Source organism: Pseudomonas canadensis (assembly GCF_030980095.1).
GTDB lineage: Bacteria > Pseudomonadota > Gammaproteobacteria > Pseudomonadales > Pseudomonadaceae > Aquipseudomonas > Aquipseudomonas canadensis.
Window position 1 is genome coordinate 5,027,696 of the sequence record NZ_CP133298.1, and the last position, 19,553, is coordinate 5,047,248.

The window sequence follows — 19,553 nt, forward strand, 5'->3', positions numbered from 1 at the left end:
AACGCAAGATCAACGCGTGCATTCAAGCAACCCGCGTTATCGTTGACGTTTTTCGCGAGCAAGCTCGCTCCTACAGTTTTCACCTCTGGCATACTTGCCGCCTCTCGCTCCCCAGAATTGTTAGCGTCCCATGCGTATCCACGTCAGCTTCATCGACCGCGTCGGCATCACCCAGGAAGTCCTGGCCCTGCTCGGCGGGCGCAATCTCAACCTGGATGCGGTGGAGATGGTGCCGCCCAATGTCTACATCGACGCACCGACCCTCAGCGCCGAGGTGCTTGAAGAACTGCGCGACGCCCTTTTCAGCGTGCACGGCGTACAGGCCGTCACCGTGGTGGACATCCTCCCCGGCCAACGCCGCCACCTGCAACTCGACGCCCTGTTGGCCGCCATGACCGACCCGGTGCTGGCGCTGGACAGCGCGGGCAAGATCCTGCTGGCCAACCCGGCGCTGATCGCGCTGTACGGTCGTGAACCGGCCGGGGAAAGCATCAGCGAGCTGTTCAATGACCCGGCGCTGCTGGACACCCTGCTGGAACATGGCTTTCGCTTGCCGCTGCGCGAGATCAGCGTCAACGGTCAGACCCTGCTGTTGGACGCCACGCCGATCACCGACGCCGGCGCCCTGCTCACCCTCTATCAGCCCAATCGCATCGGCGAACAACTGTCGGCGCTGCACCATGACCATGCCGAAGGGTTTGACGCGCTGCTCGGTGAATCCCCGGTCATCCGCACGCTAAAGGCCCGCGCGCAGCGGGTGGCGGCGTTGGATGCACCGTTGTTGATCCAGGGCGAAACCGGCACCGGCAAAGAGCTGGTGGCGCGTGCCTGCCATGCGATCAGCGCGCGCCACAGTGCACCCTTCCTGGCGTTGAACTGCGCGGCGCTGCCGGAAAACCTCGCGGAAAGCGAGTTGTTCGGTTATGCACCGGGCGCCTTCACCGGCGCACAACGCGGTGGCAAGCCGGGGCTGATGGAGCTGGCCAACCAGGGCACGGTGTTCCTCGATGAAATTGGCGAGATGTCGCCGTACCTGCAGGCCAAGCTGCTGCGGTTTCTCAACGACGGCAGCTTCCGGCGCGTGGGCGGGGACCGTGAAGTGAAGGTCAATGTGCGCATCCTCAGCGCCACCCACCGCGACCTGGAAAAAATGGTCAGCGAGGGCACCTTCCGCGAGGACCTGTTCTACCGCCTCAACGTGCTGAACGTCGAAGTGCCGCCGCTGCGCGAACGCGGCCAGGACATCCTCTTACTGGCGCGTTACTTCATGCAGCAGGCCTGCGCCCAGATCCAGCGCCCGGTGTGCCGGCTGGCACCCGGCACTTACCCTGCGCTGCTGGGCAACCGCTGGCCGGGCAACGTGCGTCAACTGCAGAACGTGATCTTCCGTGCCGCCGCCATTTGCGAAAGCAGCCTGGTGGACATCGGCGACCTGGACATTGCCGGCACCTCGATGGCGCGCCAGGGCGACGGCGAAGTCGACAGCCTGGAACAGGCCATGGAAGATTTCGAACGCAGCCTGCTGGAAAAGCTCTACGCCCACTACCCCTCCACGCGCCAACTGGCTAGCCGCTTGCAGACCTCGCACACGGCCATCGCCCATCGCCTGCGCAAATACGGCATTCCAAATAAGCCCTGAAGCCGAGCTCCCACAGGAATTGCAATTCGAGCGTTAAGTTTGGTCCAGGAACGACATCCAGTGTACTGAAAGCGCTACAGTGGAACGATTTCGCTACAACCTTGTTTTTTGCGCGCCATGCAAGGCTTTGATCCACATAGGCTTTTTTTCAGACGCCCGAGTGTAGCGAAATCGCTACAGCGAATCGGCATATCGTCATAACCGTTTTATTTAACTCGTTGATTTATAACGACTTAACAACCTTGGCCGCGATATTGCTAAGCAACTCCCCATTATTCCAATCCCGTCCACCAGACGAATCTGGCCCCGAGGAGTTTCCATGAGCGAGTTGCGTTTCACTGAAGATCACGAATGGCTGCGCGCCGAAGCCGATGGCAGCGTCACCGTGGGTATCACCGCTTTCGCGCAGAACGCGCTGGGTGATGTGGTTTTCGTGCAACTGCCGGAGTTGCAGGCCTATGACAAGGGTGCCGAGGCGTCCACCGTTGAGTCGGTCAAAGCGGCTAGCGGCGTGTACATGCCTTTGGACGGTGAAGTCCTTGAAGTGAACGACAAATTGGATGGCAGCCCGGAGCTGGTCAACGAAGACCCGATGGGCGAAGGTTGGTTCTTCCGCTTTAAACCCGCTGATGCCAGTGCAGTGGCTAAGCTGTTGGATCAGGATGCGTACGACCGCCTGATCAAAGCCAACGCTGAAGCTTGAGGAGCGCGCCATGACCGTTAATCTGACTACCGCCAACGAATTCATCGCCCGCCACATCGGCCCGCGCCAGGAAGATGAGCAGCAGATGCTCGCCAGCCTGGGCTTCGACTCCCTGGAAGCCCTGAGCGCCAGCGTGATCCCGGAAAGCATCAAGGGCACCAGCGTGCTCGGCCTGGAAGACGGCCTGAGCGAAGCCGACGCACTGGCCAAGATCAAGGCCATCGCCGGCAAGAACCAGCTGTTCAAGACTTACATCGGCCAGGGCTACTACAACTGCCACACGCCGTCGCCGATCCTGCGCAACCTGCTGGAAAACCCGGCCTGGTACACCGCCTACACCCCGTATCAACCTGAGATTTCCCAAGGCCGCCTGGAAGCGCTGCTGAACTTCCAGACCCTGATCAGCGACCTCACCGGCCTGCCGATCGCCAACGCATCCTTGCTCGACGAAGCCACCGCCGCCGCCGAAGCCATGACCTTCTGCAAGCGCCTGAGCAAGAACAAGGGCAGCAATGCCTTCTTCGCCTCGATCCACAGCCACCCGCAAACCCTCGACGTGCTGCGCACCCGTGCCGAGCCCTTGGGCATCGACGTGGTGGTGGGCGATGAGCGTGAACTGACCGACGTCAGCCCGTTCTTCGGCGCGCTGCTGCAGTACCCGGCCAGCAACGGTGACGTGTTCGACTACCGCGCACTGACCGAGCGCTTCCACGCCGCCAATGGCTTAGTGGCCGTGGCCGCCGACCTGCTGGCCCTGACCCTGCTGACCCCACCGGGTGAGTTCGGCGCCGACGTGGCCATCGGCAGCGCGCAACGCTTCGGCGTGCCGCTGGGCTTTGGTGGCCCGCACGCGGCGTACTTCTCCACCAAGGATGCGTTCAAACGCGACATGCCGGGCCGTCTGGTCGGTGTATCCGTGGACCGTTTCGGCAAGCCGGCCCTACGCCTGGCCATGCAGACCCGCGAGCAACATATCCGCCGCGAGAAAGCCACGTCGAATATCTGCACCGCCCAGGTGCTGCTGGCGAACATCGCCAGCATGTACGCCGTGTACCACGGTCCCAAAGGCCTGACCCAGATTGCCCAGCGTGTGCACCAGCTGACCGCGATCCTGGCCAAGGGCCTGACCGCCCTGGGCTTGAAGGTCGAGCAGGAAAACTTCTTCGACACCATCACCCTCAACACCGGCGCCAACACTGCCGCGCTGCACGACAAGGCGCGCGCCCAGCGCATCAACCTGCGTGTGGTGGATGGTGAGCGTCTTGGTGTGTCGGTGGACGAAACCACCACCCAGGCCGATATCGAAACCCTGTGGGCAATCTTCGCCGACGGTAAGGCCCTGCCGGACTTCGCCGCCAAAGTAGACAGCACCCTGCCGGCCGCGCTGCTGCGCCAGTCGCCAGTCCTCAGCCATCCGGTGTTCAACCGTTATCACTCCGAAACCGAGCTGATGCGCTACCTGCGCAAACTGGCCGACAAGGACCTGGCGCTGGACCGCACCATGATCCCGCTGGGCTCGTGCACCATGAAGCTCAACGCTGCCAGCGAAATGATCCCGGTGACTTGGGCCGAGTTTGGCGCCCTGCACCCGTTCGCTCCGGCTGAGCAAAGCGCTGGCTACCTGGAGCTGACCTCCGACTTGGAGGCCATGCTCTGCGCCGCCACCGGTTATGACGCGATTTCCCTGCAGCCGAACGCCGGTTCCCAGGGCGAGTACGCGGGCCTGCTGGCCATCCGCGCCTATCACCAGAGCCGTGGCGATGAGCGCCGCGACATCTGCCTGATCCCCTCGTCGGCCCACGGCACCAACCCGGCCACCGCCAACATGGCGGGCATGCGCGTGGTCGTGACTGCGTGCGATGCACGCGGTAACGTGGACATCGAAGACCTGCGCGCCAAGGCCATCGAGCACCGTGACCACCTCGCCGCGCTGATGATCACCTACCCGTCCACCCACGGCGTGTTCGAAGAAGGTATCCGCGAAATCTGCGGCATCATTCACGACAACGGCGGCCAGGTGTACATCGATGGCGCCAACATGAACGCCATGGTGGGCCTGTGCGCACCGGGCAAGTTCGGCGGCGACGTGTCCCACCTGAACCTGCACAAGACCTTCTGCATCCCGCACGGCGGTGGTGGCCCGGGCGTTGGCCCGATTGGCGTCAAATCGCACCTCACGCCGTTCCTGCCCGGCCACGCGGCCATGGCGCGCAAGGAAGGCGCGGTGTGTGCGGCGCCGTTCGGCAGCGCGAGCATCCTGCCGATCACCTGGATGTACATCAGCATGATGGGCGGTGCGGGCCTCAAGCGCGCTTCGCAACTGGCGATCCTGAATGCCAACTACATCTCCCGTCGCCTCGAAGAGCACTACCCAGTGCTCTACACCGGCAGCAACGGCCTGGTGGCCCACGAATGCATCCTCGACCTGCGCCCACTCAAAGACAGCAGCGGCATCAGCGTAGACGACGTGGCCAAGCGCCTGATCGACTTCGGCTTCCATGCGCCGACCATGTCGTTCCCGGTGGCCGGCACCTTGATGATCGAGCCGACCGAAAGCGAATCCAAGGAAGAACTGGACCGCTTCTGCAACGCGATGATTGCCATCCGCGAAGAAATCCGCGCGGTGGAAAACGGCACCTTGGACAAGGACGACAACCCGCTGAAAAACGCGCCGCATACCGCCGCTGAACTGGTGAGCGAGTGGACCCATCCCTACACCCGCGAGCAAGCGGTGTATCCGGTGCCATCCTTGATCGAAGGCAAGTACTGGCCGCCGGTGGGGCGTGTGGACAACGTGTTTGGCGATCGCAATCTGGTGTGTGCGTGCCCATCGATCGAGAACTACCAGGAAGCGTAAACGCAACCTTCCCTGTAGGAGCCGGCTTGCCGGCGATGGCGGCCTCGAGGCCCGCATCGCCGGCAAGCCGGCTCCTACAAGATCGGGTGCCCCCGTGAATGCGTGCCCAATAATAAGAAACCGGAGAACAACCATGTCTTTAAGCGTGTTCGACCTGTTCAAGATTGGCATTGGCCCCTCCAGCTCCCACACCGTCGGCCCGATGCGCGCCGCCGCTCGGTTCGTCGAGGGCCTCAAGCGTGACAACCTGCTGAGCGCTACCGCCGGCATCAAGGTGGAACTCTACGGATCGCTGGGCGCCACCGGCAAAGGCCACGGCAGTGACAAGGCCGTGTTGCTGGGCCTGGAAGGCGAACACCCGGACACTGTGAATACCGAAACCGTGGCCACCCGCCTGGCGCAGATGCGCAAGGACGGCCACTTGAATTTACTCGGCGAACACAGCATTGCGTTCAACGAGAAAGAACACCTGGCGATGATTCGCAAACCCCTCGCCTACCATCCCAATGGCATGATTTTCCGTGCCTTCGACGCCGCCAATATCCAGATCCGCAGCCGCGAGTACTACTCGGTCGGTGGTGGATTTGTGGTGGATGAAGACGCCGCCGGCGCCGACCGGATTGTCGAGGATGCCACAGCGCTGACCTTCCCCTTCAAGCATGCCAAAGACCTCCTCGGCCATTGCACCACCTACGGGCTGTCCATCAGCCAGGTGATGCTGACCAACGAGAGCGCCTGGCGCCCGGAGGCGGAAACCCGCGCCGGGCTGCTGAAGATCTGGCAAGTGATGCAGGACTGTGTGGACGCGGGCTGTCGCAACGAAGGGATTCTGCCCGGCGGCTTGAAGGTCAAGCGTCGCGCCGCGGCCCTGCATCGCCAGTTGTGCAAACACCCGGAGTCGGCGCTGCGCGACCCACTGTCGGTACTCGACTGGGTCAACCTTTACGCCCTGGCCGTCAACGAAGAAAACGCCAACGGCGGCCGCGTGGTCACGGCGCCCACCAATGGAGCGGCAGGCATCGTGCCGGCGGTGCTGCATTACTACATGCGCTTTATCCCCGGCGCGAACGAAGACGGTGTGGTGCGCTTTCTGCTCACCGCCGCCGCCATCGGGATTTTGTACAAGGAAAACGCGTCGATCTCCGGCGCAGAAGTTGGCTGCCAGGGTGAAGTCGGCGTGGCTTGCTCCATGGCGGCCGGCGCGTTGTGCGAAGTCTTGGGCGGCAGCGTTTCCCAGGTGGAAAACGCCGCCGAAATCGGCATGGAGCACAACCTCGGCCTGACCTGCGACCCGATTGGCGGGCTGGTGCAGGTGCCCTGCATCGAGCGCAATGCGATGGGCTCGGTCAAGGCAATCAATGCGGTGCGCATGGCTTTGCGCGGCGATGGGCAGCACTTTGTGTCCCTCGACAAGGTCATCCGCACCATGCGCCAGACCGGCGCCGACATGAAAAGCAAATACAAGGAAACCGCCCGTGGCGGTTTGGCGGTCAACATTATCGAGTGCTGACGCCTAACGGCGCGCCAGCACGTTTTTCAGGAGCTGAATATGTCCACCGAAACCCTGTTGAAAACTCCATTGCACGCCCTGCACATCGAGCTGGGCGCACGCATGGTGCCCTTCGCCGGCTATGACATGCCGGTGCAATACCCGTTAGGCGTGATGAAGGAACACCTGCACACCCGTGATCAGGCCGGGCTGTTCGACGTGTCCCACATGGGCCAGATCCGCCTCACCGGAGCCAATGCTGCTAAAGCCTTGGAAACCCTGGTGCCGGTCGACATCATCGACCTGCCGGTGGGCATGCAGCGCTACGCGATGTTCACCAATGACCAGGGCGGTATTCTCGATGACCTGATGGTGGCGAACCTGGGTAACGACGAACTGTTCCTGGTGGTCAACGCCGCCTGCAAGGACCAGGACCTGGCACACCTGCGCCAGCATATCGGTGACCTGTGCACCATTGAGCCGCTGTTCGAAGAACGTGCACTCCTGGCCCTGCAAGGTCCGGCGGCGGTGAAGGTACTGGCGCGCCTGGCACCGGAAGTCACCAAGATGACCTTCATGCAGTTCGCCACGCTGCGCCTGCTGGGCGTGGACTGTTATGTCAGCCGTTCGGGCTACACCGGCGAAGACGGCTTCGAGATCTCCGTGCCTGCCGCCAATGCCGAAAGCCTTGCGCGCAGCCTGCTGGCCGAGACCGAAGTACAAGCCATCGGCCTGGGTGCCCGCGACTCGCTGCGCCTGGAAGCTGGCCTGTGCCTGTACGGCCACGACATGAACGCCGACACCACGCCAATCGAAGCCAGCCTGCTGTGGGCGATCTCCAAGGCCCGCCGTGCCGACGGTACGCGTGCCGGTGGCTTCCCGGGTGCGGACAACATCTTCACCCAGCAGCAAACCGGTGTGAGCCGCAAACGAGTAGGTTTGTTGCCACAAGAGCGCACGCCCGTACGTGAAGGCGCGGAAATCGTCGACGCAGACGGCACCGTGATCGGCAGCGTGTGCAGCGGTGGCTTCGGTCCGACCCTGGGCGGCCCGCTGGCCATGGGTTACCTGGACAGCGCATTCATCGCGCTGGATACCGAAGTGTCTGCGTTGGTACGTGGGAAAAAGGTGCCACTTCGTGTAAGTAAAATGCCATTTGTACCGCAACGTTACTACCGTGGCTGATTGACTGTTTCTATAAGTAACGCGATTGCGTTAACGCGCACTAATTTGTAACGCAATCGCCATAAAACAGTGCACTCCCGATAGTCTTTCTTATAGGGCCCCCGCTATAACAAGTGATCAACTCTATCGAATAAGTGGGATCCACTACATCCACCCAAGTGCCATAAGCCCTAGCAAAACCTGGGCTTTTGGCAGGGCTTGTTTTTTCTCCATTAGTTGGCGTAGAGTTTGCCCACTGTGTTTGCATGGGTCGCTTGGAACCTGGACCTGGGCAGTAGCCAAACTTAGCTACAACCCGTTCGACGTCTCTTACTTTCCTGCAACCCAGCCCAGTACTCTTTCATGCGAAAGGGGCTGTCATTAATTTTTAGCGTCAAGGAAATAAGAAAATGGCTGAACGTCAGAGCGGTACCGTCAAGTGGTTTAACGACGAGAAAGGGTTTGGTTTTATCACTCCAGAAAGCGGTCCGGATCTGTTCGTGCATTTCCGCGCTATTCAGGGCAACGGCTTCAAGAGCCTGAAAGAAGGCCAGAAAGTGACGTTCGTTGCTGTGCAAGGCCAAAAAGGCATGCAGGCTGACGAAGTACAAGCAGAAGGCTGATCCCTCCTGCGACAAAAAGCCCCTGATGGTGACATCAGGGGCTTTTTTATGTGCGTTTACTCGTAAAATGGCTTTTTTCATCAGAGAGCCCTGCCATGTCAAAACCCCTGCTGAGCCCCCAAGGCGAGTTCCCCGCCGTTGGCCTGGGCCGTCGCCTGGCAGCGATGTTCTATGACTTCCTGTTGTGCACTGCCCTGCTGATCGTCACCGCGTTCGCCTACAAGCTGATCTGGATCGCGTTTGTCGGTGAAGCCAAGATGCGCACCCTCACCGAGTCCGGCGCGCTGGACGGCGACCCGTTGCTGTCGACGATCCTGTTGTTTGTGCTGTTCGGCTTCTTTGCCAAGTTCTGGACCCATTCCGGGCAGACCCTGGGCATGCAGGTGTGGGGCGTGCGCGTGCAGAACGCCGATGGCTCACGGATCAGCCTGTGGCAGGCGCTGTTGCGCTTTGTGGTGTCGATTGCGTCGTGGTTGTGCGTGGGGCTGGGATTTATCTGGTCGCTGGTGGATAAGCGCAAACGCAGCTGGCATGACATCTATTCCGACAGCCAGCTGGTTCGTATCCCCAAACAGAAAAAGTAACCGCTCTTTGCAGGAGCCGGCTTGCCGGCTCCTGCAAGGTTATGCGTTGCCGGCCAGCTTGAGGCGGGCGGCCTGGGTGAAATCCAACATGCGCTTGAGCGGGCGCACTGCCTGCGGAATCACGGACGGCTCGACGAAGATCTCGTTGCTGCCCTCACGCAGGCACTGCAGCGTGCGCTCCAGCGTGTTCATCGCCATCCACGGGCAATGCGCGCAACTGCGGCACGCTGCGCCGTTGCCGGCGGTAGGCGCCTCGACAAAGACCTTGTCCGGACACAGCTGCTGCATCTTGTAGAAAATGCCGCGGTCAGTGGCGACGATGAAGGTTTTGTTCGGCAGGCGCTGAGCGGCAGCAATCAATTGACTGGTCGAACCTACGGCATCCGCCAATTCGATCACCGCCGTCGGCGATTCCGGGTGCACCAAAATCGCTGCATCCGGGTACAACGCCTTCATGTCTTCAAGCTGCTTGGACTTGAACTCTTCGTGGACGATGCAGGCACCGTCCCACAGCAGCATGTCGGCACCGGTCTGACGCTGGATATAGGTGCCCAGATGCTTGTCCGGACCCCAGATAATCGTCTCGCCGTTGTCCATCAGGCTTTCGACGATTTCCAATGCACAGCTGGAAGTCACCACCCAATCCGCCCGGGCTTTGACCGCCGCCGAGGTGTTGGCGTACACCACCACGGTGCGCTCGGGATGCTGGTCGCAGAACGCCGAGAATTCCTCCACAGGGCAACCCAGGTCCAGGGAACACGTGGCTTCCAGAGTGGGCATGAGGATGCGTTTTTCCGGGGTGAGGATCTTGGCGGTCTCGCCCATGAAACGCACGCCGGCGACCAGTACGGTCTTGGCCGGGTGGGCGGCGCCGAAGCGGGCCATTTCCAGGGAGTCGGAGACGCAGCCGCCGGTTTCTTCGGCCAGGGCCTGGATCACCGGGTCACAGTAGAAGTGGGCAACCAGCACCGCGTCTTGAGCCTTGAGCTCGGCGGCGATGGCAGTACGCAGGTTCGCCTCTTCCGCGGCGCTGAGGGCCTTGGGCTGCTTGGCGTCGAGATGGGCTTGAACCAGAAGGCGTTCGGAAATTTGCGTCATGTTCGCAAGACCTGCAGGCGCAGTTGCGCGAAAGTCGAGTGTACCACCGGCTCTGGAGCCCTTCGGGCGCCGCCGGACGAAGTGATTGTGTTCATCAAGCACGGGTTAAAGTGAAGCTGCGCAAGGCTACAGAATATCCAAGGCTTTCAAAAGCCTAATCTGGCATTCGTCGGTGCGTCTGTCGGGCAAAAAAAAGGCGCCTCCATCACTGGAGGCGCCTTTTTTACAGCCGTATCAGCGTGCCAGTGCGGACGGATCTTCCTGCAACATTACCGAAGCATGCAGGCTGGCCAGGGCTTCTTTAACAGTGGACTCCTCCAGCGCATCCTTGGACTTCTTGCTTTCCTTGGCGGCGTATTCGAGCAGCACCAGGTAGTCGCGCTTGACCGACGCCTCTTTCGGCACCGTGGTGTCTTCCACCAACTTGCCCATCACATACTGCTGCGTGCGGGTGTTCTGGCTGGCACTTTGATCGAGGGTTGCACTGGCCAGCAGGCCGTCCTTGTAGGAGAGCTTGGCCGAGCTACTGGCCTTGTCCTGCACTTGTATGTAGCGATAGTTCTGCGACTCTGCGTTGCCGTCCAGGGCAGGCGCTTTGCCGCCCTTGAGCCCTTTATGGAAACTCGCGGACAGGCTCGACTGCTGGTCCTGGCTGACACTGCGATCCAAGGTGCTGGTGCCGCCGACGTGGGTCTTTTGCGAAACCTCATAGGCGAAACTGTCCACCTCAGACGGACGCATCGGGTTCGGCGATTCGCTGGTCTGTTTGATGGATGCCTTGAAGTCCGCCAAGCCGGTCAGCAAGCCCTGATCAGTCGAGTTGCGCGTCAACGCTTCGGGCAGGGTAACGCCCTGTGGATAATGACTATTCATGGCGCTGAAGGCGTCTTTGAACATCGCCATCAGCTCTGGCTTGGCACTGCCGCGCTCCTGTGCCCGGTCGAATTGGGCGAGATAGCGTTGCAGGGCCTTGGCCTGTTGCTTGGCGTTGCCGAGGATCGCGGCGTTTTTCAGGTCGACGGCCAAGTTCAACTCGCCGAGCGGCCCCCTCATGCGGGTGGTGCGGCTTTGGCTGTCCGCATGGAAGGCCAGGCTCAGGTCCTGGCCGTCCAGGGATTTGAGCTTGGCATTGAGGTCCACCGACGCCAGCAGCTTGGTATCAAACTGCGTCAGTTGGCTCAGGTCGAGCTTCGGCGGCGTTGCCGTCAATCCATCTACGGCGGACTGGAAGGCGCTGCCCAGTTTGCCGACGGCCTTGAGTTCCTCATCGCTCAAGGTGCCACCGTCTACTGTGGCCTGCACGCCCAGGCCATCGGTCTGGCTCGAAAGGCTGAAGGTGACGGTCTTACCGCTGGCGGTCTTGATGCTGAGGCTGACCAGGTTGTCGGCCTTGGTGTGCAGCAGACCCTGATCAACTTTGATTTCACCTGCGTTCGCCGCGCGGTCGGCACTCGCGAACATCACCGACTGGGAAATCCCTGCCCCGCCCTTGGCAAACTGCGCAATCAGGCCAGCGCCCAAGCCACTGAAGCGGTTGGCCGTCGACTGCGAATTGAAGTTGGCGTTGAGCGATTTGCTGAGCGCGTCCTGGCTGTCACTTTCCCAGGCGCGCACGGTCTCTTGACCCGGTAATTGCCCGCGACGGGAATAGGTGTCGGAAAGCGTATCGGAGACGACGTTGCCCAGGCTGACGACTGAAGAGGGCCTCTTCAGGCTGACTTCAATGTTGTGCGTCAGGGTTGCAGGCGGCGTTTCTGTCGGACGGACGATAAGCGTATTGCCGGTATTAATAGGCGAAAGCGTGGTCATGACGATCCCTGTCTTGAGCTGAGCAATGCTCAATTTAACCAAGACTTCGATCGATTGACAGCACATAGATAGCAAAGAGCCATGCCAAAAAACTGGCTCTTTGCGGTTTTGCGAACATCAGAAGCGGTAGGTCACCGATCCGCCGAAGCCATTGGCGCTGTTTTCATACTTGGCATCGTAGGTCAGGCCAACCTGGGAAAGGTTCTGCCGCACCTTGATCGGTTCTTCCTTGAGGTACGAATACGCTACGTCGAAGGTCAGGTTATCGACGGGCGTCCAGCCGGCGCCCAGGCTGAACACCGTGCGGTCACCCGTAGGAATCCGCACGGAGCGGTCGGTGTTGTTGGTCGGCGTCTGGTCCACCGAGAAGCCGGTCCGTAGCACCAGTTGTTTGTTGACCCGATACGCCGCGCCGATGGCGTGGGACCAGGTGTCATGCCAGTGCTGTTGCTCGGTGATCGAGCCAAGGCCACCAAATTGAGCAGTGAGATCGGACACGCCATCGTTGTTGATGGTGATCTTCTTCAACTGGCTCCAACGGGTGTAGGTGCTACCGAGGTAGAGGGTCCAGTCGTCATTCAGTTGATGGGTGACCGAAAAATCCACCGAGGATGGCGTGGTGACGTTCAAGCTGGCGTCATAGTGCTGGGGCCCACCGTCGAAGGCATCGGAGATCACCCCGGAGGCGTGGGTCTTGCCGGTAAGGTGGTAGACCACCTGCGAGTGGTAGGTCACGCCGATACGCGTACTTTCGAGGGGTTGCACCAGGATACCGGCGTTGAACCCGGTGGCGTTGTCGTCGCCTTTGACCTTCACACTTTCGCCCGCGCCGCCACCCAGCGGCACATTGGAGTCCAGCTCGCCATTGATGCGATTGAAGGTCGGGCCGAAGCCTACCGACACCTTGTCGTTGAAGGCATAGCTGACCGTCGGCTGCACGGTGATGACCTGAACCTTGCTCTTGTTGCCGAAGCCATTGCCCTGGAAGCTGTGCTCATAGTCGGTCACCAAGCCGAACGGGGCATAGATGCCTAAACCGAACGCCCAGTGCTCATCGATAGGCGTGACCAGATACCCCATCGGCACGGCAATGCCGGGCACCATATCGCCCTTGTTGGTGCCTGGGTTGTCGGCACCGAACTGCGAGGAACTGGCGTCTTTGATATCGGTTTTGGCATCGAGGTAAGTCGCACCGAGACTGACTTCATTCTGCTTCAGGCGAGACATACCGGCGGGGTTGCCAAACACGGTACTGGCGTCTTCGGCCGATGAGGAGCGACCGGCATAACCCGTGCCCATTGAACTGATACTTTGTTCATTGAGCGCGAATCCACCGGCGAACAGCTGGGTTGAGGCAAGGGAAACGGCGAGCGCCAAGGCGCCTTTAAGAGTTTTGTTATTCATTATTAGGACTCGAATTGTGGGCAGCGACGAGGAAGCTACCAACGTTCGAGCGAGGGGTTTATGAAGAGTTTTTCATGCGGGTGATTGTCGGACAATCCTAGGATATTCAAAGACTTTAGCTGTTTTTCATCCCCAATAATGACCTTGAAGCCTGATCATGACCCATTGGTTTTGAACAGAGCCTGACAATGGCTCGGATACAAAAAACCCCAGGCACTTCGTATGCCTGGGGCTTTCTCTGTATTCCAGCAGGCAAAAAAAAACCCGGAAATCCTCACTTGCGTGGGCCTTCCGGATTTTCTAAACCGCCAAAAATGGTGGGTCGTGTGGGATTCGAACCTACGACCAATTGGTTAAAAGCCAACTGCTCTACCAACTGAGCTAACGACCCGCTGTGTGGTGGCGCGTATAATACTGATTTCTAAGGATTATTCAACACCTTATTTGAAATAAATCAGAAATAACGCGTTGGGTCAGTAATTCCGGCCGCTTGGAAGCCTTCTGCACGCAGTCGGCAGCTGTCGCATTTCCCACAAGCACGGCCGTCATCGTCTGCCTGATAGCAGGAAACAGTCAGCGAATAATCCACGCCAAGTCCTACACCAGCCTTGACGATATCGGCCTTGCTGAGGTTTTGCAGCGGCGCCAGGATACGGAAGCCCTGCCCTTCTACACCGGCCTTGGTCGCCAGGTTGGCCATGCGCTCGAACGACTCGACGAACTCTGGGCGGCAGTCCGGGTAACCGGAGTAATCCACTGCGTTGACGCCAATGAAGATGTCGCGAGCGTTGAGCACTTCTGCCCAGCCGAGGGCCAGGGACAGGAACACGGTGTTGCGTGCCGGCACGTAGGTCACCGGGATGCCTTCGCTGGGCGCTTCCGGCACATCGATGCTGCTGTCGGTCAGCGCCGAGCCGCCGATGCCGTTGAGGTTCAGGCCGATCACCTTGTGCTCGACCACGCCCATCTCACGGGCAACACGCGCGGCGGCGTTCAGCTCGGCGCGGTGACGCTGGCCGTAGTCGAAGCTCATGGTGTAGCAGCTGTAGCCTTGCGCCTGGGCCATGGCCACCACGGTGGCCGAGTCGAGGCCGCCGGACAGCAGAATTACCGCGCGTTTTTGATCCATTGTGTGTTCAGTCATATCAGCGTCCTGGCTCGTCGTTCCAAAGGTATTTATGCAGCTGCAATTGCAGGCGCACCGGGAGATTGTCCGCAACCACCCAATCAGCGAGGTCGCGTGCGTTCAGGTCATGGTGGCTTGGCGAAAACAGTACTTCGCCTGCGCGGCGGTCCAGCCCGTATTGAATCAGCTTGGAGTTCGCCCAGTCGTAGTCGTCGCGGGAGCAGATCACGAACTTGACTTGATCGTTGGCCGTCAGCAGCTCGATGTTCTCGTAGCGGTTACGGTGCGCTTCCTTGGAGTCGGGGGTCTTGAGGTCGACCACGCGGCTGACACGGGGGTCGACCGCAGAGATGTCCAAGGCGCCACTGGTCTCCAGGGAGACCTCGTAGCCGGCATCACACAGCTGCTTGAGCAACGGGATGGCATTGGGCTGGGCCAACGGCTCGCCGCCGGTCACACAGACGTAGCGCGGCTTGTAGCCGGCGACCTGCTCCAGGATGTCATCGAGGGTGCGCACCGTGCCGCCACTGAAGGCGTAGGCGCTGTCGCAGTATTGGCAACGCAAGGGACAACCGGTCAGGCGCACGAATACTGTGGGCAGGCCAGCCGTTCGCGTTTCACCCTGCAACGAGTAAAAAACTTCGGTAATACGTAATGTGTCTTGCATAGTCGCCACGGGCGTAACAGCTAAACAGGCTGTCCGCCTCCGTCAGGCACTTTGAGGGACCCCGCCAACGCGTAGACCCCAAAAAGCGTGTTTCATAAAAGGGCGTGGATTCTAACGAAAAAACCCGCGACAGGCGCGGGTTTCTTCTAAACGGGCTGCATCGCTTACAAGCGTTGCAGATCCCGTTGGGCCAACTGGGCAGCGGAAGTCCCCGGATATTGGGCCACAACCTGCTGCAGAATGCCTTTGACCTTGTCGGTATGACCCAGGCGGCGCTCTACGTCAGCGAGTTTGTACAGCGAATCCGGCACCTTGGCATGCTTGGGGTACAGCTGGCTGACCTTGGCAAATGCCTGGCCCGCGCCCTGTAGATCACCCTTGGCCAGGTTGACTTCACCCAACCAGTATTGGGCGTTGCCCGCGTACTGGCTGTTCGGGTATTTACGCAGGAAAGCGGTAAATGCCTGGCTGGCCTTATCGAAATCCTTGGCTTTGATCAAGTCGAAGGCTGCATCGTAATACAGCTTTTCCTTAGCCGGATCACCCGGTTCGCTGCTCGCGGCAGGGGCTTGGCTGGCAGCCGCCCCTGCTGCTGCACCACCGGCAGCAGCGCTTGGCGCGCCACCGGCAGAAGAATTATCAGGAGTTGCGGCAGGTTGAACGCCGGCTCCAATGCGTCGATCAAGATCCTGGTAACGCTCCAGGCCTTCTTGCTTCAGCTGGTTCACTTGGTTCTGCAGTACTTCAATGGTGCCTTGTTGCTGCGCCAGTTGATCCTGCATGCGTTGCAGCTGGTTGAACAGTTCGCCCTGTGCCGAGGGAGCGGACGTAGCCGCTCCCCCCGCATAGGCGCCGTTCGTGCCATAACCTGCTGGCGGATAACTGCTCCCGCTATTGTTATAGCCAGAGTTGCTATCTTCCACAGGAACCGCAGCCCACACCGCAAGCGGTGCGAGGCTGAGAGCCAATACAGTTAGAGCACGACGGCACGTTCGCATGACGAATTACTTACGCAGTTCGACGCGACGGTTTTGAGCCCAGGACTGCTCGTCGTGGCCAGTAGCAACTGGACGCTCTTTACCGTAGGAAACCAGTTCCAGTTGGCCTGGAGCAACACCTTGCAGTACCAGGTAGCGCTGAACGGCTTTCGCACGACGCTCGCCCAGTGCCATGTTGTACTCACGAGTACCACGTTCGTCAGTGTTACCTTCCAGTACAACGCGAGCGCCGTTAGCTTTCAGGTCCTTCGCGTGAACGTCCAGAGCGCGCATGGCTTCTGGTTTCAGGTCCGAACTGTCGTATTCGAAGTAGAAAGTGGTGATAGCGCGCAGAGCAGCTTCTTCGCTCAGGGAGCCGTCAACCGCACCAGTGTTAGCGCCGTAACCAGCGTTTGGATCAACAGCTGCGCCTTCACCGGCATTGTCGCCGCCTTTAGACGAGCAACCAACGGCTACGGACAGAGCCAGAGCCAGAGCAGCAAACTTACCAAACTTCAGCATTTCCATCGTGAAACTCCTAATGAACCCCAGTGTGTTAAGTACTTCTTTTTGTAGCGCCGCGTCAGTTCAGGTAAGGGGACCAGGATGGTTCTCTGACTTCGCCTTGTGCGGTAGGAAGTGGGAGCCTTACGCGTCCATTTATGGACACGAGCATCAAGACTCCCCGGCCCTGCTGGCGGGTGGCGTAGATTACCATGGTGCCGTTGGGCGCAACAGTGGCTGACTCATCAAGGTTGGTATCTGTGAGGATTTTTACGGTTCCGCGCTGCAAATCCTGGGCCGCAACCCGGAAATTAGTGAAACCATCCTGACGGTGAATCATCACCAACGTCTTTTCATCGGCCGAAAGCTTAGGGTTGGCGTTGTAGTTACCGATAAAAGTAACACGCTCTGCCCCACCACCATTCACGTTCGCCTTGTAGACCTGTGGCTTGCCGCCTCGGTCAGAGGTGAAGTAAATGGTCGAACCATCCTTGCCCCAGAACGGTTCGGTGTTGATGCCCGGGCCGCTGGTTACGCGGGAAATCTGGCGCGAAGCCATGTTCATCACGTAGATATCCGGGTTGCCATCCTTGGACAGCACGAACGCCAGGCGCGAACCATCCGGCGACCAGGCCGGTGCACCGTTGAGGCCTTCGAAGTTGGTGATCTGCTCACGACGGCCAGTATCAATGTGCTGGACGAAGATACGCGGACGCTTCTGCTCGAAGGACACGTAGGCAATACGCTTGCCGTCCGGCGCGAAGCGCGGCGACAGGATTGGCTCACGGGATTGGAGCAAGGTCACAGCCCGTGCACCGTCGTAGTCCGAGCGCTGCAAAGTGTAACGAGTGTTGTCTACAGAGAAACGTTCAGCCGTTACGTACAGCAGACGCGTCGAGAACGCACCCTTGATACCGGTGAGCTTTTCAAACGACTGGTCCGAGATGTAGTGGGCCATGTCGCGGATCTGCTCGGCAGTGCCCGACACGCTGCCGGTCAAGACCTGCTGTTCGGTCGCCACGTTGAACAAGGTGTAGGTGATTTGCAGACGACCACCGGCCGGCGTGATATTGCCGACCATCAGGTACTGCGCACCCACCGCTTTCCAGTCGCGGAACACGACTTCGCTGGCCTGGTTTGGCTGGCTGATCATGTTGCCTTTTGGAATCGGTGCGTAGTAACCGGAGTTGCGCAGGTCGTCGCTGACGATCTGGGCCATGTCGTCCGGCAGCACGCTGCCGCCCTGCCAGCCGAACGGCACTACCGCGATCGGGGTGGCCCGATCGCTACCGCTGGTGACCAGAATGTTCTTTTCATCCGCCGCCGCTATCCCTGCCATACAGCAAATAACGACAAGCATTCCTCGAAGAAGGTTTCTCACAAGGCTAGATCCTCAGGTGTGAATGTCATCTTGAATGAACGATAGGGAGCGAAGTCGCTTGGTTTCATTCCCTGCATCTCGGTCAACCGGCCAATATTCTTGACCGCGGCAACCGCCGAACTGTCGAACGAACCGTCACCACTGGACTTGGACACGCTGACCGAAGTCACCGTACCGTCCGGCAACATGCCGATCTGCAGCACTACTGTCATGCCTTTACGTGCCGAAGGTGGACGTGTCCATCCCTCTGCTGCCCGCGCCCGAATCAGGTCGTCGAAACTGCCCGCGACTTCATCACCACGTTCATCGGCCAAGGCTTGCTGACGCTGCGGCGTGTCGGAGAGCAGATCTGCCAAGGCCTGGGCCTTTTTCTCTTCGGCGGATTTGCGCGCTGCTTCCTGGGCCTTTTTCTTCTGGGCGTCGGCGGCAGCTTTCTTCTTCGCGTCGTCGGCGACTTTTTTCTTCGCCTCGTCTGCTTCAGCTTTTTTCTTGGCGTCTTCGGCGGCTTTCTTCTTCGCGTCTTCGACTATTTTCTTCTTGGCGTCTTCAGCGGCCTTTTTCTTGGCCTCTTCTTCAGCAGCCTTCTTGGCTTCTTCTTCAGACTTCTTCTTGGCTATATCAGCCAATTGTTTCTCTTCGGCCTTTTTGGCTTCGGCAGCTTTCTCGGCTTTCTTGGCTTCATCAGCCTTTTTCGCCTCGTCCGCTTTCTTGGCTTCGTCAGCCTTTTTCGATTCCTCGGCCTTTTGAGCCGCCTCTTCTTTCTTTTGTTCCGCAGCAGCCTTCACCGCTTCCTGCTCGACCTTCTTCTGTTCCATCTGTTCGACTTCAGTCTGGCGCGCAGCCGACTTCTGGGCCTCACCCGCAATCTTCTGATTGGTCTGGGTGGTGGCCTGACTTTTCGATTTCAGCTGATACAGGGTCGCCTGCACGATCGGCTTGGCTGGCGGCAGGTCCGGAGTCATGGCAAAGCTGACGAACAGCATGCCAAACACCAGGACGTGCAGGGCAATTGCCCAGACGCTAGGCCAGAAGTAGCTTTCCGAGGCGGACGGCTCTCGCTGTTGCTGCATCAGGGCGCCTCGGTAATCAAGCCAACGTTACCCACGCCGGCCTTCTGCAGCCCGCCCATGGCGCCCATGACGGAGCCGTAGTCGACCGCCTTGTCACCGCGGATGAAGACCTGGGTGTGCTTGCCGCCTTCGTTGCCGGAACGAATGATCTTGGTCACCGCGTCGGTCATCGCCGGCAAGGTCAGGGCCTTGTCCTGCTGCTTCTGAGTGTCGACTTCGCTGCCAAGGTTCCAGTAATAGGTCTTGTCGGACTTGATCGAAATGGTCAGCACCTGGGTGTTGTTGTCTTGCGGCAAGGCTTCGCTGGAAACCTTGGGCAGGTCAACCTTCACACCCTGGTTGAGCATCGGCGCGGTCACCATGAAGATAACCAGCAGCACCAGCATCACGTCGATGTAAGGCACTACGTTCATCTCGGCGACCGGCTTGCGCTTGGTTCGAGCTCGAGTGATTAAAGC

The 19,553-nt window shown here is 59.8% G+C and carries 17 protein-coding genes and 1 tRNA gene; 7 read left to right on the forward strand and 11 right to left on the reverse strand.

Features of this window, described 5'->3' with window-relative positions:
• Positions 1 to 130: 130 nt before the first annotated feature.
• From gcsR to RB216_RS23405, 7 genes are all read left to right on the forward strand, one after another.
• Positions 131 to 1,639, forward strand: coding sequence for a transcriptional regulator GcsR (gcsR, locus tag RB216_RS23375; RefSeq protein ID WP_122685499.1), 1,509 nt, complete (start codon positions 131 to 133; stop codon positions 1,637 to 1,639).
• A 319-nt stretch (positions 1,640 to 1,958) separates the two neighbouring features.
• Positions 1,959 to 2,342 carry a glycine cleavage system protein GcvH gene (gene gcvH / locus RB216_RS23380; protein WP_015885597.1) on the forward strand — a complete coding sequence of 128 codons (384 nt, stop codon included), beginning with the start codon at positions 1,959 to 1,961 and terminating at the stop codon, positions 2,340 to 2,342.
• A gap of 10 nt (positions 2,343 to 2,352) precedes the next feature.
• Positions 2,353 to 5,199, forward strand: a complete 2,847-nt coding sequence (gcvP, locus tag RB216_RS23385) for an aminomethyl-transferring glycine dehydrogenase (RefSeq protein WP_308907955.1) — start codon at positions 2,353 to 2,355, stop codon at positions 5,197 to 5,199.
• Positions 5,200 to 5,332: 133 nt separating this feature from the next.
• Positions 5,333 to 6,709, forward strand: coding sequence for an L-serine ammonia-lyase (locus tag RB216_RS23390; protein ID WP_122685505.1), 1,377 nt, complete (start codon positions 5,333 to 5,335; stop codon positions 6,707 to 6,709).
• Positions 6,710 to 6,748: 39 nt separating this feature from the next.
• On the forward strand, positions 6,749 to 7,873 hold the full coding sequence (gcvT, locus tag RB216_RS23395) for a glycine cleavage system aminomethyltransferase GcvT (protein ID WP_122685507.1): 1,125 nt from the start codon (positions 6,749 to 6,751) through the stop codon (positions 7,871 to 7,873).
• Between the two features lie 389 nt (positions 7,874 to 8,262).
• Positions 8,263 to 8,475, forward strand: a complete 213-nt coding sequence (locus RB216_RS23400) for a cold-shock protein (RefSeq protein WP_003365337.1) — start codon at positions 8,263 to 8,265, stop codon at positions 8,473 to 8,475.
• A 95-nt stretch (positions 8,476 to 8,570) separates the two neighbouring features.
• Complete coding sequence (locus RB216_RS23405) at positions 8,571 to 9,059, forward strand: RDD family protein (RefSeq protein WP_028617737.1); 489 nt, start codon at positions 8,571 to 8,573, stop codon at positions 9,057 to 9,059.
• A gap of 39 nt (positions 9,060 to 9,098) precedes the next feature.
• Here RB216_RS23405 and nadA read toward each other — a convergent pair whose 3' ends face one another.
• The 11 genes from nadA to tolR form a co-directional block, all read right to left on the reverse strand.
• Positions 9,099 to 10,157: a quinolinate synthase NadA gene (gene nadA, locus RB216_RS23410; RefSeq protein ID WP_068935015.1), complete on the reverse strand. Its 1,059-nt coding sequence runs from the start codon at positions 10,155 to 10,157 to the stop codon at positions 9,099 to 9,101.
• A 234-nt stretch (positions 10,158 to 10,391) separates the two neighbouring features.
• Positions 10,392 to 11,966 (reverse strand): lactate dehydrogenase, encoded by a 1,575-nt coding sequence (locus RB216_RS23415; RefSeq protein ID WP_308907956.1) that lies wholly within the window; start codon positions 11,964 to 11,966, stop codon positions 10,392 to 10,394.
• Between the two features lie 117 nt (positions 11,967 to 12,083).
• Positions 12,084 to 13,370: an OmpP1/FadL family transporter gene (locus RB216_RS23420; protein ID WP_028617740.1), complete on the reverse strand. Its 1,287-nt coding sequence runs from the start codon at positions 13,368 to 13,370 to the stop codon at positions 12,084 to 12,086.
• Positions 13,371 to 13,685: 315 nt separating this feature from the next.
• Positions 13,686 to 13,761 (reverse strand) — tRNA-Lys (locus RB216_RS23425).
• A gap of 63 nt (positions 13,762 to 13,824) precedes the next feature.
• On the reverse strand, positions 13,825 to 14,499 hold the full coding sequence (gene queC / locus RB216_RS23430; RefSeq protein WP_028617741.1) for a 7-cyano-7-deazaguanine synthase QueC: 675 nt from the start codon (positions 14,497 to 14,499) through the stop codon (positions 13,825 to 13,827).
• A gap of 16 nt (positions 14,500 to 14,515) precedes the next feature.
• Positions 14,516 to 15,163 carry a 7-carboxy-7-deazaguanine synthase QueE gene (queE, locus tag RB216_RS23435; protein WP_010208116.1) on the reverse strand — a complete coding sequence of 216 codons (648 nt, stop codon included), beginning with the start codon at positions 15,161 to 15,163 and terminating at the stop codon, positions 14,516 to 14,518.
• A 164-nt stretch (positions 15,164 to 15,327) separates the two neighbouring features.
• Positions 15,328 to 16,161 (reverse strand): tol-pal system protein YbgF, encoded by an 834-nt coding sequence (gene ybgF, locus RB216_RS23440; protein WP_016975447.1) that lies wholly within the window; start codon positions 16,159 to 16,161, stop codon positions 15,328 to 15,330.
• Positions 16,162 to 16,167: 6 nt separating this feature from the next.
• Entirely contained in the window at positions 16,168 to 16,668 is a 501-nt protein-coding gene (gene pal, locus RB216_RS23445; RefSeq protein ID WP_003209827.1) for a peptidoglycan-associated lipoprotein Pal, read from the reverse strand.
• 55 nt (positions 16,669 to 16,723) lie between these two features.
• On the reverse strand, positions 16,724 to 18,004 hold the full coding sequence (gene tolB / locus RB216_RS23450) for a Tol-Pal system beta propeller repeat protein TolB (protein ID WP_032864323.1): 1,281 nt from the start codon (positions 18,002 to 18,004) through the stop codon (positions 16,724 to 16,726).
• Positions 18,005 to 18,021: 17 nt separating this feature from the next.
• Positions 18,022 to 19,095: a cell envelope integrity protein TolA gene (gene tolA, locus RB216_RS23455; protein WP_016975448.1), complete on the reverse strand. Its 1,074-nt coding sequence runs from the start codon at positions 19,093 to 19,095 to the stop codon at positions 18,022 to 18,024.
• Positions 19,095 to 19,547, reverse strand: coding sequence for a protein TolR (tolR, locus tag RB216_RS23460; protein ID WP_161634127.1), 453 nt, complete (start codon positions 19,545 to 19,547; stop codon positions 19,095 to 19,097). The genes tolA and tolR overlap by 1 nt, the downstream gene beginning before the upstream one ends.
• Positions 19,548 to 19,553: the final 6 nt, after the last annotated feature.